Genomic DNA, 16,818 nt, shown 5'->3' with positions numbered 1-16,818 from the left:
AACATGAAAATTAGATTGTTAATATGCCTCATCCTGATAACAGGATTATTGAGTTCCTGCAAGAAATGGCTGGAAGTTGAGCCAGAATCAGAAATTGCTGCTCCAATTTTATTCAGTACAGAAAGTGGCTTTATGGAAGCCATAAATGGCGTATATAACCGCAGTACAGAATCGGATCTGTATGGCAAAGAACTCACATTTGGAACAACAGAGGTACTTGCCCAAAATTTTTCGATGCGTGATGACGGACAGGATTACAGACAGACCTCATTGTACAATTATAAACATGGCGAATTTATCAAGCGTAAGGATAGAATATGGGCTGGTTTATACAATGCAATTGTTAACTGTAACCTGATCCTCGAAAATGTAGATGCAAAAAAGAACATTTTTAGCGGCTCCAATTATTCCATTATCAAAGGAGAGGCACTTGCATTAAGAGCATATCTGCATTTCGATCTGTTGCGTCTTTTTGCACCTTCTTATTTGAGAAACCCCTCAGCAAAAGGAATTCCATATGCTAACAAATACACGAAGGAGATTACTCCGGTTTCAAACGTATCGGAAACCATTGATTTGATCATCAAAGATTTGGAAGAGTCGAAACAATTATTAGTTGTAGATCCGATTCGGAGTGCCAATTATATTGTGAATTATCCCTTAGTAACCGATACGCTGAAAAATACAGAAGAGAAAAATCCAAGTCTTTTCTTGCAGAACAGAAGGCATCGTTTAAATTATTATGCAGTATGCGGAACGCTTGCCCGGGTTTACCTCTATAAAAATGATAAGGTTAAGGCCTTACTTAATGCTAAGGAGGTTATCGACTCGAAAAAATTCCCATGGACGGCAAAAAGTGATTTTGAGGCATTCGAAGATTCGAAAAAAGATCGCATCCTTTATAAGGAACTCGTTTTTGGATGGTATATACCAGGTGCTGCAAAAGAAATAAAAGATAATTGGTTTCAAAGTGGCACAAGGGGTTTTTACTTGATTGAGGATGCCGCAGATTATATTTATGAGAAGGCAACGGCCGGAGCAAGTGATTCTCGTTATAAATACTGGTTATCTGCAACTTCCAGCCAATCGTCAAGATCTTACGACATCGTTAAATACCGCAGAAACCCCTTAAGTGCTGAGACAGGTGCAAATCTGCATTACCTGATGGCTCCTGCAATCAGGCTCAGCGAGATGTATTACATCGCTGCCGAATGCTCATATGCAAACAATCCCTCGATCGCAGTTAATTACCTTACACAGGTTCGTGAGGCGAGGCAAATAGGCGACCCTTTAACTATAAACAACGAAGAAGATTTATTAAAAGAACTGCTTAAGGATGCCCGTAAAGAATGGTTAGCTGAAGGCCAGTTGTTCTATATGTATAAACGGCTTAATAGAGGCATAATGGGGCAAACCGGTGTAACCATTCCTGCTTCCGATAACATTTTCGTGCTTCCACTTCCTAACGACGAGATTGTTTACGGTGGCAGATAAAACAATTTGAAATTCTATTAATAGCAAATTATGAAAATATATATATTAATATTCGCAATCATTTGCCTTGTTTCTTGCAAGAAAGCAGAAGAGATGCGTTTTGATCACAGTGCTAATGTTTATTTCGACATTTATAATGGAGATAAAGACAGTATAGTAAGAACCTTTGCCTATAATCCTACACTGGCTCAGGATACCGTATGGCTACCGGTACGTTTATCCGGAATCAGAACAGATGCAGAGCGGAAATTTAGTGCGCGGGTAGATGCCGATTCTTCTACGGCCACTCCCGGAGTTCATTACGAAGCTTTGAAAACTCAGTACTCAATCCTTCCGAATAAAGGATTAGGATACATTCCTGTGGTGATTTATAATAAGGATAAGGAACTTGAAAACAGATCGGTTTCCATACTTATCAAGTTAACCGCTACACCAGATCTGGGTATCGAAAATCCCTATCTGATCCGGGCAAAGGTAGTGTTCTCTTCTAAACTGGAAAAACCAGGTTGGTGGGATAGCTGGCCACTTCCTCCTTATTCGAGAACCAAACACGAATTGTTTATTCTGGTAACCGGGCAAACCTCCCTCACGACCGATGGACTTGACGCACCAAAAAACCTTTATTATGTAGGATTATTGACCACCATGCTAAATAATCCGTTTAATTGGGTAACTAAAAATGAAGCAAAGGGCTATGTAATTGAAGAGGTAACTGCGGGAAATACTAATAGTTATTATTTCTACAATAAACAAAATCCGGCCAAAAAAACATTGTTGAGAAAGAACATGCAGAATGGCAAATATTATTTTATAGATGAAAACGGTAATGAGGTTATTTAAATGTAAAGCCATGAATATTAAAAAATTAATCTTATTGATAATTGGTGTGATTTCTCTTGCCGCATGTCATAAAGACCTGGGCAATTACGATATCGATATGCCTATCGAACCTAAACTGGTTAACCTCGATTCTGTTTACACGGCAAGTGTAGGTGATAGTTTGATCATCAAACCCAAAATAGAAGGTGCCGATGCGGCCAATGTAGAGCTTCAATGGAAAATCAGTGTAATGGAAGGGAATGACGTGCTGTATACCGGACCAGCTTTGAGGATCATATTCGGTTTGCAGGCTAAAAGATACGCTGCCCGCCTTACGGTTTTAAATAAAGCAAATGGAATGAAATATTTCCACAAATTTTACATCGACGGCGGAACCGAATTTGCCAGCGGTACAACGGTATTGAGTGTCGAAAATGGAATAACACAGTTCTCATTTGTCAAACCAGATGGGAGTGTAAAGGCCCGTTTATACAGGGCAATGCAAGGGAAAGATTTACCTGTTAACCCGAAAAATTTATTCCTGCTTAGGAATGCATTTACAGGGGGTACATTGTTGGGATATTGGATTATTACCCGGAATGGCGGAATCAGGCTGGAGCCCAATACCATGCAGGAAGATCCAAAATACCCGAATACACTTAAGGATAACTTCTTTACACAACCAGATAATCTTGAGGTTGGTTCATTGGTCTCGCATCCTCAAGGCGTAATGATGGGCATTGTAAATGGTAAATTTTACGGTGGAACAACGAGCACATGGGATCAGGCGGCTACTTATGGAATGTTTGGCTTACCTGCTGATGGTGATTACGAATTGGCCCCATCTTTTGTAATGAGTTTTACGCAATCGGCTACATATTTTATTGGTTTCGACAAAAACAGAAAGCAATTTGTCAGGATCAATCTTTATGGCGCACCTGTTTACTTTGGTACCCAATACTCGGTTACCACAACAAATGCCTTCGATCCTTTAAATGTTGGGATGGATCTTATTCATTTGGAGCAACTTAATAACGCAGATTGTTTTGCCTATTGTAAGGGAACCGATGGGAAGATTTATGAATTAAAGTTCAATGTTCAGTTTAATGGGCCGTTTACCTTTACCCCCCAACATAAACGTCTTTTTGTACGTCAGGAGTTGATTAACGAAAATACAAAATGGAGTGGTGCTAAAAATGGGGTAATCTATATTGCCAATGGTAGTAAAGTTTATCGGTATAATCCTGTAAATGAAGAACTCAGAGAACTGGCAACTAGCTTTAGTGGTAAATCGGTTACGATGCTAAAACTTAGCGACGATGAAGAAACGCTGATGGTAGGAACGGAAGAGACCGTTTCTTTTCTAAATATAGCTACCGGAATGAATGGTGTACTCATTAACAAGATCGAAGGCATTCCCGGCGCCCCGGTTGATATCGCAATCAGAAAATAACCCTGTTCCATGCTTAAGCCTTCAAAACCTTAGGCATGGAAATATTTAAATTATAAAGAAACATACACATGAAAATAATAAAATTAACAGTATTGGCCTTTTTGTTACCAGTTTTAAGCTGGGCACAAACGCCAAATTTTAGTTTGACAGGTAAGATAGGCACATTGGGCAGTCCTGCCAAGGTTTATGTCGATTACATGGACAATGGTGTAAGCCACGAGGATTCTGTAGCCTTAGTTAACGGAAGTTTTAAATTTACCGGGCATATTTCTGGAAATGCCTACGCCCGTATGGCACTCGATCATACTGGTGACGGTAAAGGTAAGGCGGTTTATACCGGCGATGTGATTTACTTTTATTTTGGCAAAGAGCAGGTAAGCATTACTTCTAAAGATTCTTTAGAAAACGCTGTATTTGCCGGCTCGAAGGTTTACCAGGAGTATGATGCTTATAATAAAGCCATTGGCGGTACCATTATGGCACTTACTAAAGCTGTAAATATAGATTTTAACAGCGGTACACCAGAACAAAAAAAAGATACAGCTTATATGAAAGCAGTAGATCTGCGCTTCAGAAAAAATATCCAGAACAGAACCGACAAACAGTTTCAATTTGCTAAAGAACACCCAACTTCATACTTCGCTTTGGTGGCACTTTCAGAAGCTGCCGGAAGTAAGGTTGATGTAGCGAAGGTTGAACCACTTTTTAATGCCTTGAGCAAAGTTTACCGCGAAACCGATATGGGCAAAGAACTGGCACAGCGCATTGCCGCAAGTGGTATTACTGCTGTTGGAAACGTGGCGCCGCTTTTTACGCAGAACAATGTGGTAGGCAAACCAGTTACGTTAGCCAGTTTAAAAGGAAAAGTGGTGCTGGTTGAGTTTTGGGCAAGCTGGTGTGGACCATGCAGGGCCGAAAATCCGAACCTGGTAAAGCAATATCAAACTTACAAAGATAAAGGCTTCGAAATTATTTCAGTTTCGTTGGATAATGTAAAAGAACGCTGGTTAGAAGCGATTGAAAAAGATGGTTTAGACTGGATTCATGTTTCTGATCTGAAAGGATGGAACAACGAAGTGGGCCGTCTATATGGCGTACGTGCCGTACCCGCAAGTTTTCTGGTAGATGCGCAGGGCAAAATTATTGGCAATGGTTTGCGCGGCGAACCTTTGAATAAAAAGCTTGCTGAAATATTCAATTAGTTACAGGTTGATAAAATATAGACGATGAAAAAGATGCTAACGGCATGCCTGATGCTGGTTTCGCTGCTCACTTTTGGGACTGCGAAATATCGGGAGAAAATTGCCTTAAAGGTTTTGTATGTTGGGTATAACCCCGATAAAGCAATGCCCAAAAATGTAGTGTATTATTCAACTACGCCAAATGTGGTCGAAAAAATATACAAAACCAGAATGGCAGATTTTAAAGCCTTTTTGGAACAGCGTTTTACCGTAGTTAAGGTAGTGGATGTTGCCGATTACAAGGTGGAAATGTCTGACGGGGTAGATGTAACGCTGATGGATGCCGGTCCAGTGGTGCTACCGGCAGACTTTAGTCGTCCAATGGTTTTAATGCATGCTATGGCGCCAAATGTAGGTTTGCCTTTAGGTTTAAAATTCGATTGGTATTGTCAGTGTTTGGATGATGAAGCCTTGAACATCAAAACCGACCATCCCATTTTTAATACGCCAAATGCCGTAAAACTAAGTATGGTGAAAAAACCAACTCCAGGTTCTTTTTTTAACGGACACCAAGGTATAGAAACACCAAGGCAAATGGATAGGTGGCAGGTGGTAAAACAGGGTTTTTCTTCTAAAGAGCCTTATCTAATCGGCATGGTTTCGCATGGCGAAGGATTTAACGATTCGCCCGATGCTGAATCTATTTCAGGTGGTGTTTGCCTAAAAAATGCCGAGGCAGTAGCACTAGGCCGCCAGGGAAATTACTTTATGTGGGGTTTTGCAGGCTCCCCTGATTATATGACAGACGAGGCCAAAGATGTTTTTGTAAACACGATCTGTTACATCAAGAAATTCGATCACCTTCCGGCTATTGTTAAAAAAGTGCAGATCGAAACCCGTAGCGGCATAGATGAGCTGATCTATCGGTTAAGCAAAGATCTTTATAATCAGGCTATTGCTTCGAGGCGGGAAGGTAATCTTCGCATGCTGAAAATGCAACAGGAATTAAAGGATAAAAAAGCAAAAGGCGAAGATATTGGCCATGGCAACGAAATGTTTTTGAAAATGCCGGTAACCAACGATACCCAATCTTTTGAGGACTATGTAAAAGGTTATGCTGGAGATAGCTTATTTGCTGTTTATGGTACTAATATTAGTCTTTATCACAAGTATTACCGTCAAAATTATGAGTATTTTTATCCTTCCGGCGTGTATACCCTTCAGTTAGATCGTGATGCACAAAAACTAGGCATTTCTAACCGTAAAGTTGCCCTTTTAGATAAATGTGTGAGTCTTTTAGAAACTAATAAGGATGTTGAAATAGCACAACGTTTGTTGGAACGTTATACTACAGAGAAATTCAGTAAAGCTGCCGATTGGAGAAAATGGCTTAACCAAAACCGCAACAATTTATTTTATACGGAGTCTGGTGGCTTTAAATTCATGGTGAATACCTATGGGAAAAATGTTCCTGTAGGCCAACAGCAAAGCTATCAATTACCAAAAGCCATTATAGGTGGTGAACCTACCACAGCCGATCCTGTAGCCGTTTCTGCAAGATTTATTCCTGGTAATGGTAATAAAAAAGACAGTTTGCTTATTGAAGCCAAAATTTTAAAAGGCTGGCATATTTATGCTTATGTATCTAAAGATAATCCCTTTGTGGTTACCGAAACTAGATTGGAACTCCCTGAAGGTGCAGTGGCCGATCAAGAATGGAAAACAACAGCAGCTATTCCTTATCCGGGCAACGAGGGCATGTTTATTTTTGAAGGAAAGGCAAACTTTAGGATAATGGTCGATTATCGCAAGGCAAAAGCCGGTACTAAAATCAAATGTGGTTTATATTATCAGGTATGTGATGAAACCAAATGTTACCCACCTAAAGAAAAGATATTAGAAATACTCATTTAAGCTACCTATGCGCTCGGCATGGCCGGTAAAATGGCCTTGCCGTTTTTTAACCCTTTAACTTAAAATATGAAACCTTTTTCAAGGCTTTGTCTCTTGGCGTCTCTGTGTCTGTTCGCGTGTATTTCTGTATCGGCACAAACTGCTGTAAACAAAGCTGATTCCTTACAGAATAGGCTTTTATCAGAAATGATCACAGTGCCTGCACCCAATTTTACCTTAAAAGATCTCGACGGAAATGTAGTATCGCTCAAGGATCTAAAAGGAAAGATTGTGGTGTTAGATTTCTGGTCGACATGGTGCGTGCCCTGCAAAAAATCTTTTCCAGCGATGCAACTTGCCGTTAATACCTATAAAAATGATGCTTCTGTAAAGTTCTTATTTATCCATACCTGGGAAACCACCAAAACACCAGTTGAAGATGTGAAAAAATACATCGCACAATCGGGTTTTAATTTCCAGGTTTTAATGGATCTGAAAGATGAAGCTGGGCGTAATGCTGCGGTTGAAGATTATGGCGTGAGTGCTATCCCTGCAAAATTCGTTATCGATAAAGCAGGCAATATTGTATTTAAACTAACCGGGTTCACCGGAACTGATGCCGCGGCGCTCCAGGAAATTTCTGAGCGGATTAAGCTGGCAAAAAATCATAAATAATAATGAATAATTCTATAAAGGCATTAACAGTAGCCTTAGTGATACTGTTTAACCTGAATGCTGCTGCACAGCTAAAGCAGGTGGCTAAATTTCAGAAAACCATCGCCGGAGCAATTAAAAAAGCATACCCTGCAAGTGTACGGATGTGGGGTTTCGACGTACAGCAGAACCAAAGAACAAGTGCACAGTTTAGTGGCGTAGTAGTGAGTGCCGATGGTTACATCTTAACTGCTGCACATACCATTTTGCCAGGTAAAAATTATAAGGTTTTTTTCCCTGATGGCCGCGAATGCATTGCGATGGCTCTGGGTAAAATAGAAAATAAAGATACGCCTGGCATTCCAGATGTAGGCATGATGAAAATTACCGATAAAGGCATCTATCCATTTGCAGAGATGGGTTATTCGGCAAGTTTACTTAAAAACGAACCTTGTATCAGCATTTCTTATCCAGAAAGTTTAAATCAAAACCTGCCAACCCTAAGATTAGGAAATATTGCAGAAGTGAAAAATGAATATGGTTTTATCCGCTCCACCTGCAAAATGGAACCTGGCGATTCTGGTGGCCCGTTATTCGATTATTATGGCCGTGTAATCGGGTTGCACAGTGCCATTGATGTTTCAGAGGAAATGAATTTCGAAATTCCAGTCGACCTTTACCGCCGTTATTGGACAGCCTTGAACAGTGAAATGCTTTATACGGCTTTTCCTGAAAAACAAGATAGTGTGAAAACAGATCCCTTGTCTTTACTATTGCAAAAAGAAAGCAAACAAAAGGCTTTACACCCTGATTTTAATATACCAACGATTAAAAACAGCTGCTTTTCCATTAAAAGTAGGGTAAAAGGAAAAACCCAGGATATTTACGCCACTTTGTTGAATGTTAACATCGCAAATGGAGCTAAAAAACAGTTTCTATTGAGTAAAAACACTATGGTTGGCGAACAAGCACAATGTGATATTAATGGATTTGCAGTGCCAATTAAGTTAATTGGAAAAAATCAGGAAAGCGACCTGGTTTTATTTGAACTTGAACAGCAAATAACCGGTGGGATTGATTTAAATATTTCTGATAGCGACAGCGTTAAAATAGAAATGGGTAAACTTCTTTATAGCATTGATCCTGCTGGCAAAGTGATGCGCAGTATTTTAGGCAGTACGCTATTTAACTTGCCGAAAATTAACAGTCAACCTTATTTGGGAGCAATGGTGGTATACAATTCCAGCCCTGTTCAGTTCTCGTTAATTAAAGAAGGAAGTCCGGCAGAAAAAGCGGGTATTAAAGTTGGCGATGAATTGATTAGTATTAATGGAAGAACTATTGAAAAGGCAAGTGAATTTGCCCCAGAAATGCTGAAGTATTGGGCAGATGACGACGTTACTTTTGAATGGGAAAATGCTGCCGGAAAAATGAAGAAAACTTTTAAACTGGAGGGGCGGGGGCAATCGGTTACTAATCATCCGGCAGAGAAATTTGAAGGTGGAAAGTCGGAGCGGAGAGATGGTTTCAATGCTGTTTTTACACACGATGCGGCCATTAAAGCCAATGCCAGCGGTTCACCTGTTTTCGATTGGCAAGGTCGTTTTTATGGGATTAACATTGCCAGATTTAGCAGAACAACCACGGTAGTGGTTCCAAAGAAAACGATAATAGAATTTGTTTTGAAGACTATTCAGTAGCTTAGTTTTCGCCACGGAAACACAGAAATCGCAGAAGTTCTATTAATCGGTGTCTCACCGACCAATGCGTAAATTTATTGCCTGGAATATATTTCGGTCGGTGAGACACCGACTGATAAGGACTGCCCAAACCGAAAAGCACTGCACCTGCTTTACAAAAACGATACATTATGCATTATATTTATTATTTGGAGCGGCTTGCTTGTGCTACGATTAAAGTTTGTTCCCGTGCTTCGCTGTATCCCTTTGCTGCGCTTTGGGGATGCCGCTACGCCCGGGGCTAGTAACTCTGACATTGCAAAAAAATAAGGGCAAAAATCTCCTTTCGAGGAATATTTGTGGTTTTAATGAACAGACCTTTGTTAAATAAACCTTATTGCAGCGGCTATCCTTTTTGTTGCAGGACTAATTGTTTATATAATTCATTCACAAAAAGATAGAAGCGGAAAGAAGGACTGCCCAAACCGAAAAGCACTGCACCTGCTTTACAAAAACGATACATTATGCATTATATTTATTATTTGGAGCGGCTTGCCTGTGCTACTATTAAAGTTTGTTCCCGTGCTTCGCTGTATCCCTTCGCTGCGCTTTGGGGATGCCGCTACGCCCGGGGCTAGTAACTCTGACATTGCAAAAAAATAAGGGCAAAAATCTCCTTTCGAGGAATATTTGTGGTTTTAATGAACAGACCTTTGTTAAATAAACCATATTGCAGCGGCTATCCTTTTTGTTGCAAGACCAATTGTTTATATAATTCATTCACAAAAAGATAGAAGCGGAAAGAAGGACTGCCCAAACAAAAAAGCACTGCACCTGCTTTACAAAAACTATACCTGCATTATTATTTGGAGCGGCTTGCTTGTGCTACTATTAAAGTTTTTTATTCTATTGGTCGGTGTCTCACCGACCTACGCTTTAACATTAAGATTGCTTCCCCGACCGAAGAGTCCTGTTGTGTGGACACATCTTTTTGAGGTTTTTTGATACAGAACCCTGAAATGAATTCAGGGTGACGATTAGCTTAAGAATAACCAACAAGAAAAACTATTTCTTCAGCAAGGTATCAATCTCTGTATTAAATTCTTTCACAAATTCATCATAAAATTTGCCAGTGGCCGGGCCATTAAAACCAGTATGGATCTGTGCCACATTGCCCTGTTTATCTATGATTATTGTGGTTGGAAAAGATAAAAAAGAATCGAGTGCAGGCAACGATTCAGATACAACCTGTTTATCGGCTGTACCTGCAATAACCTGATCGTAATCTATTCCAAAACGTTCGCGGAAACGTGTAATCACCTTTTTTGCATATTCGGGTTCGGTTGAGCGCTCGTAATGCAAAGCAATAATTTCTACACCACGTTTCTTGTTTTCTTTGTACCAGGGCGCAATAAAAGTAGCTTCATCAACACAATTTGGGCACCAGCTTCCGGTTATGGTTAAAATCACCACCTTGTTTTTATATTTTTCATCCTTTAACGAAATCTTTTTGCCGTTTATATCAGGAAAGCTAAAATCAAGCGTTTTGTATCCTTTTTTCAGGTAGGTAAGTTTATAAGGATCAGGCAGGGCAGCATCTTTATTTTTAGTTCCGGTAAAAGGCTGGCTTCCCCTTGCACCTAAAATTTCGCCCGTTAAAGAGCCATCAGTCTGGAAAGTTCCTTTGTAATAGGAAGGAGAGGAGCCAATAAAGCTCGAAAGTTGAAATTCATTTCCTTCTACTACACCTTCCAGATAACGCGAATCGCCCGTTACACGTAGAAAAGTGCCAGTAAGTTTGTTACCAGTTTGCTTAAATAAACCTACTGTCTTTTCTTCCTTACCATTTGGCGATTTAAAAACTACATCATAAGTGCCAGAATAATCAGCAGTTGCAGGTTTGTCTGCCGTTTTAAAGCGGTAATTTTTTCGTTCGGCAATAATTACCAAAGGTTTGCCCGCTTTATCTTGTTTCCTTAATGTACCTGTTAATTGGTCACCATCTATCGCAAATGCAAGTTCATTATCAAACTGATCCAGTTTTACGAAAAGCGAATCGGCTGTTTGTTTTACAAGACCACCTTCGAAACTTTCTTCAGCATTACGGAAATATAATTTCTGCTGACCACTTTTTTCGCTGATTTCGAAGTTAAAAGGGATCTCTAATCCTTCCTTTACCTTAGCTATTCCACGCCAGCTACCGAGGGCGACAAAGGTTTTTTGTTTTTTCTCTTGAACCTTTGCTGCTTGCTTATTGGCGAAGACAGGATGTTCCTGAGCATAGATAAAAGTTGTTGATATGGCCAATATGGCTGTTAAAAGGGATTTTAGTTTCATTGGGATGTGTATTGACGACTAAATTGGTAGACAAAGATATGGATGTTATTGGCAAAGAAAAAATATTTCAATAAAAATCTATAAAAACTATAGGATAAATGGAATAAGTTATACCTTTGCAGCAGTTATTTTAAAATACTTATCAAGAAAGGCGGAGGGAATGGCCCTGTGAAGCCTTAGCAACCATCTAATTTTTAGAAATGGTGCTAATTCCATCTCAGATGAATCTGGGGTAGTTAAGTCAGTTGTTTGCGTTATCCTTATAAGAATATATGGAGCACTTCTGATTTATGGGGTGCTTTTTTTTTGCCCCGACGCATGCTTGAAAAGTAAATATGGTTAAAGAAAATTATTCAAATGAAAAAAACAGACGAGCTAAAAGCCATTAATACAAACTTTAATGCATACTTCCGAATGCGTATGCCCTGTTAAAACCGCTCCATTTTAACAGGCTTCTTTAGGCTAACCATTCCTTTTTATTTTTAAAAACAAATACGTTTTAGTCGTAGTGGAATTGTTTTGCCCAAAAATATTATCCCTTTTTAACTAATTAACTACACAATATGTTTAAAAATTTAAAATCAATAACGTTTATCTTGCTGCTGTTCCTGGCGCAAAAGCTTTCTGCTCAGGATGTAACGGTTACCGGAACGGTGAAATCGGCAGATGGTGAAACACTCCCTGGTGTTTCCGTTTTAATAAAAGAAACCAAACAAGCCACCATTTCTGATGCAAAAGGAGCTTTTTCTATTCATGCACCAGATAAGGGCACCTTGGTATTTTCTTATATCGGTTTTAAGAGCCAGGAAATACAGATCAATAAAAATGCTGGCCCCATTTCGATCATTCTTCAGTCAAGCGATAATGCGCTTGATGAGGTGGTGGTTACGGCATTGGGTATTTCAAGACAGAAGAAATCGCTTGGTTATGCTGTTCAGGAATTAAAAGGACAGGATTTAGCCGAAGCTAAAGAATCCAACCTCGTAAATGCACTGGCCGGAAAAATAGCCGGTGTTAGGGTAACCAATAGCCAGGGGAGCATGGGTTCTTCGCGTGTGGTCATCAGGGGGGAAACATCTATTGCCGGAAATAACCAGCCATTATTTGTGGTTGACGGGATTCCGGTAGATAATTCTCAGTTAAATTCGGCAGGGGCGAGAGATTATGCCAATACCATTTCGGATATTAATCCCGAAGATATAGAATCGATGAGTGTGTTAAAAGGACCAAATGCCGCTGCACTATACGGTTCGAGGGCTGCAGCAGGGGTTATCCTCATTAAAACCAAAACAGGTAAATCGAAAAAAGGATTAGGCATTGCCATCAACTCAAACGCGGTTTTAGAAACTTTGCTTACGCTGCCTGTGTATCAAAATGCCTTCGGTCAGGGGTCGGAAGGCAAATTTAGCTATGTAGATGGTGCAGGTAAAGGCATTAACGATGGAGTAGATGAAAGCTGGGGGCCTAAATTGGATGGTAGATTAATTCCGCAATTTTATTCGAAGGGAGTAGCCGTTCCATTTGTGGCGCATCCCGACAATGTGCGCGATTTCTTCCAGACCGGATATTCATTAAATAATGGGGTATCGGTTGCAGATGCCGGTGAAAAATACGATTACCGGATTTCATACAATAATCTGAAACAGGTGGGGATCGTACCTAACTCTGGTCAGGGCAAAAACTCGTTTGTGCTGAATACATCATTAAAAATAACACCGAAATTAACCTTAACTGCCAATGCAAATTACAGCAAACTTAATTCTGATAATTTGCCTGGAACGGGCGGTTCGAGATCAACCAGTACCATGTTACAGTTTACCTGGTTCGGCCGTCAGGTTGATATCAACCAATTGAAAGATTATTTGGATGAAAATGGAAAAACGTTTAACTGGAACAACAGCTATTACAGCAATCCTTATTGGGTAGCTTACGAAAATACCGTATCGCAAAACCGTAACCGTATTATTGGAAGTTTAGCACTAAATTATAAAATAATTGATGGACTTGATTTCAATTTCAGATCAGGAACAGACTATTATAACGATAGGCGCAAAGTGAGGATTGCTTATGGCACAAACGGAACACCTTTCGGGTCGTATACGGAAAGTGCTTTTACAGTAAATGAGAACAATACCGACGCTACCTTAAATTTTAACAAACAGTTAAATGATGATTTTAGCCTCGAATTATTGGGTGGTGGTAACATTCGCAGGCAATATATAGAACAGAATGATCAAAGTGCACCTAAGCTAGCCATTGCAGGACTTTATACCCTTAAAAACTCCCGCGATCCATTGGTTTCTTCTAATAATTTATCGAAGTTAAAATCTTATAGTGTTTATGCATCTGGTCAGATTGGCTTTAGAAATTACCTGTTTGCCAACATCACGGCCCGTAACGATTGGTCTTCAACCTTGCCTGCACAGAACAGGTCTTATTTTTATCCATCATTTAATGGAAGTTTTGTAGCAACCGAGGCGTTCGATATTAAAAGCGAAGCCCTTAACTATTTAAAAATACGCGGAGGCTGGTCTAAAGTAGGTAAAGATGCAGATCCTTATCGTTTGATCAATACTTATGCGTTTAGTGCGCCGTTTAACGCAAACCCTCAACTTACCACAAGTAATATCGATCTTAATCCTAACCTTAAACCAGAAACTACCACTTCAACAGAACTGGGTGTTGAGGCTGTTTTCTTTAACAAAAGGTTACGTTTCGATTTAAGTGCATACAATACCAATAGTTACAATCAGATTTTGGCAGCCGATGTAAGTCAAAGTACCGGATTTAGCTCAAAACTGCTTAATGCTGGAAAAATCAACAACAAAGGCATAGAAGCACAGTTGGGTATTACGCCAATTAAAAAACAGTTTACCTGGGATATTGATTTCAATTTCGCTGCAAACAGGAGTAGGGTAATTGAACTCGATGCGGAGAAATTATTAACGAATTACATTGTCGCTACCAATTCAGCGCAGGTAATTGCTACCGTTGGACAACCTTATGGATCGCTTTTCGGAACAGCATTTTTAAGGGATGGCAATGGAAATATTATTGTAAATGCCACAGGTGCACCAGCAACAAACCCAACCAAGCAGGTATTGGGAAAATATACACCAGATTGGATTGGCGGGGTGTACAATACCTTCACGTATAAAGGCATCAGTTTAGGTGTATTGGTTGATGCGAGTATTGGTGGTTCTATTTACAACGGTACTTATGCAACAGGTACTTATACCGGAGTTTTAGCCTCTACACTGCCAGGGAGAGCAGCAGAATACGGAGGTATTTCTTACTATTATCCAGATAATAAAAAGGAAAATGGAACCGTAAGGGTAAACGGAGCTGCTCCGGCAGGTGCAACGGTTTATGATGACGGGATTATTTTTGATGGTGTAACGGCTGATGGTAAACGCAATGAGAAAGTGTTACCTGCCCAACAATATTATAAATCGTTCAGGAATATCGATGAAGCAAATATATTCGATGCCTCTTATGTTAAGCTTCGTGAAGTTAAGCTTAGTTACAATTTGCCAGCAAAATGGATTCGTCCGCTAAGTTTGCAAGGGGTTTCTGTATCACTTGTTGGCCGTAACCTTTGGATTATTCACCGCAATACGGTAGATATTGATCCGGAAGTAGCCTTTAATACTGGCAACGGACAGGGGTTGGAAAGTCTTTCTAACCCGAGCACACGCAGTTACGGTATCAACCTGAATGTTAAATTTTAATCTGACCATCATGAAAAATAAAAAACTATATATACTGGCCATTCTGGCAATTGCATTTTCATCTTGCAATAAAGAGCTCGATGAGGTAAATATTAATCCGAATGCTCCAGAAATTCCACAACCTGATTATTTACTTACGGGCACCACTAAAACTACAGCCGATACGTATTGGGGGGTAACCAATAATATGAACTCGAGCTTGCTTTTTGCACAACATTGGGCTAAAGTTCAATATACAGAAGAAGATCGGTTTATCTTTTCGAACAGTAGCTTTACGGCTTTATGGTCTACTGGCTACGCACAAAGTATTGCTGGCTTTAATAAAATTATCGAATTGGGCGATGCACAAGGCAATCCAAACTATAAAGGAGTTGCACTTGTGTTAAGGTCGTGGGTATTTTTGTTACTTACCGACGCTTATGGGGATATACCATATTCACAGGCTGGAAAAATTAAACAGTTTGTTACGCCGGTTTACGATAAACAAAAGGATGTTTATTATGGTATTCTTAACGATTTAAAGACTGCTCAGGCAACTTTAGATCCAGCTTCAGGAAAAGTTATAGGTGGAGATGTTATTTATAGCGGTAATATTGCTTTATGGAAAAAGTTTGCCAATTCTTTACGCCTTCGCATCGCTTTACGCATTGCAGATAAAGAGCCGGCTAAAGCCAAACAGGTAATTGATGAAGTACAGGCTGAAGGTGGCACTTATATTAACAGCAAATCGGAGAATGCAACACTGCTCTACAGTGATTCGCCACAGCAAAATCCAGTGGCTGCATCATTCGAAACCAGGAATGATTACCGGATCAGTAAAACCATCGTAGATAAACTTTTTGCGCTAAATGATCCCAGATTACCAGTTTATGCAAGCAAAACTGATAATGCTACACCTCAAACCTATGTAGGCATTCCGAATGGCTCAACAAATTCAGAAGCCAGTGCAATAGGTTTGGCAAATTCTTCCAGACCAGGAACTTATTTTTTAGCACCAAAAGCACCTGCTGTGATTTTTAGTTATGCCGAATTGCTTTTTGATAGGGCAGAAGCCGCTGCAAGAGGTTTTACTACAGAAAATGCAGCTGACCTCTATAAGCAGGCCATCAGGGCATCCTTTGATCAATACAGTATAGGTGGAAGTGCTGTTGATGATTATCTAAATCAGGCTGCGGTACAATATGATGCTGGTAATTATAAAAAATCAATCGGTGAGCAAAAATGGATCGCTTTGTTTGGTCAGGGTTTAGAAGCCTGGACAGAGCAGAGAAGGTTAGATTATCCGCAATTAACTGCATCTGTTAATACTGTATTGAATGGCAAAATTCCGGTACGTTTTATTTATCCAGGTTCTGAACAATCGTTAAACGGACAGAATTATAAAAATGCGGTAAGCAGCCAGGGCGCAGATTTATTAACTACCAAACTTTGGTTTGATGCTTTTTAATCCGATAGTGGTAATAGTGGTGTCGGATGTTACCATCTGACACCAAAACAAAAAAACGTCCTGAATTTATTATCGGGACGTTTTTGTTTTTACAATTAAAGAAAAAGATAAACCTGTTCAGGTTCCTTTC

10 protein-coding genes and 1 riboswitch are annotated in these 16,818 nt (G+C 39.8%); of the genes, 9 read left to right on the top strand and 1 reads right to left on the bottom strand.

The genetic code is table 11. The features are described 5' to 3' along the window. Window positions 1-3 precede the first annotated feature (3 nt). The 7 genes from ACN9MR_RS11715 (at window position 4) to ACN9MR_RS11685 (ending at window position 9,194) form a co-directional block, all read left to right on the top strand. Entirely contained in the window at window positions 4-1,494 is a 1,491-nt protein-coding gene (locus tag ACN9MR_RS11715; RefSeq protein WP_426329867.1) for a RagB/SusD family nutrient uptake outer membrane protein, read from the top strand. 30 nt (window positions 1,495-1,524) lie between these two features. Beyond that, window positions 1,525-2,334 carry a DUF4843 domain-containing protein gene (locus ACN9MR_RS11710; RefSeq protein WP_426329866.1) on the top strand — a complete coding sequence of 270 codons (810 nt, stop codon included), beginning with the start codon at window positions 1,525-1,527 and terminating at the stop codon, window positions 2,332-2,334. Window positions 2,335-2,344: 10 nt separating this feature from the next. Next, complete coding sequence (locus ACN9MR_RS11705; protein ID WP_426329865.1) at window positions 2,345-3,766, top strand: PKD-like family lipoprotein; 1,422 nt, start codon at window positions 2,345-2,347, stop codon at window positions 3,764-3,766. Window positions 3,767-3,834: 68 nt separating this feature from the next. Continuing rightward, a complete protein-coding gene (locus ACN9MR_RS11700) occupies window positions 3,835-4,968 on the top strand; it encodes a redoxin domain-containing protein (protein ID WP_426329864.1) in 1,134 nt (377 codons plus the stop codon). A 24-nt stretch (window positions 4,969-4,992) separates the two neighbouring features. Continuing rightward, window positions 4,993-6,861, top strand: coding sequence for a protein-disulfide reductase DsbD domain-containing protein (locus ACN9MR_RS11695; protein ID WP_426329863.1), 1,869 nt, complete (start codon window positions 4,993-4,995; stop codon window positions 6,859-6,861). 66 nt (window positions 6,862-6,927) lie between these two features. Then, window positions 6,928-7,515 (top strand): TlpA family protein disulfide reductase, encoded by a 588-nt coding sequence (locus ACN9MR_RS11690; protein ID WP_426329862.1) that lies wholly within the window; start codon window positions 6,928-6,930, stop codon window positions 7,513-7,515. 2 nt (window positions 7,516-7,517) lie between these two features. Then, window positions 7,518-9,194: a trypsin-like peptidase domain-containing protein gene (locus ACN9MR_RS11685; protein ID WP_426329861.1), complete on the top strand. Its 1,677-nt coding sequence runs from the start codon at window positions 7,518-7,520 to the stop codon at window positions 9,192-9,194. A gap of 1,044 nt (window positions 9,195-10,238) precedes the next feature. On the opposite strand, the gene ACN9MR_RS11680 is transcribed toward ACN9MR_RS11685, so the two are convergent. Further along, window positions 10,239-11,510 carry a TlpA disulfide reductase family protein gene (locus ACN9MR_RS11680; protein WP_426329860.1) on the bottom strand — a complete coding sequence of 424 codons (1,272 nt, stop codon included), beginning with the start codon at window positions 11,508-11,510 and terminating at the stop codon, window positions 10,239-10,241. 136 nt (window positions 11,511-11,646) lie between these two features. Continuing rightward, window positions 11,647-11,753: riboswitch (SAM riboswitch) on the top strand. Between the two features lie 320 nt (window positions 11,754-12,073). On the opposite strand from ACN9MR_RS11680, the gene ACN9MR_RS11675 reads away from it, so the two are divergent. Together ACN9MR_RS11675 and ACN9MR_RS11670 are read left to right on the top strand one after the other, a co-directional pair. After that, window positions 12,074-15,241, top strand: coding sequence for a SusC/RagA family TonB-linked outer membrane protein (locus ACN9MR_RS11675; RefSeq protein WP_426329859.1), 3,168 nt, complete (start codon window positions 12,074-12,076; stop codon window positions 15,239-15,241). Window positions 15,242-15,251: 10 nt separating this feature from the next. Beyond that, entirely contained in the window at window positions 15,252-16,688 is a 1,437-nt protein-coding gene (locus ACN9MR_RS11670; protein ID WP_426329858.1) for a SusD/RagB family nutrient-binding outer membrane lipoprotein, read from the top strand. The last annotated feature ends 130 nt before the right edge of the window (window positions 16,689-16,818 follow it).

This window comes from Pedobacter sp. R-06 (genome assembly GCF_049913135.1).
Lineage (GTDB): Bacteria > Bacteroidota > Bacteroidia > Sphingobacteriales > Sphingobacteriaceae > Pedobacter.
This window is presented reverse-complemented; position numbering and strand designations above follow the sequence as displayed.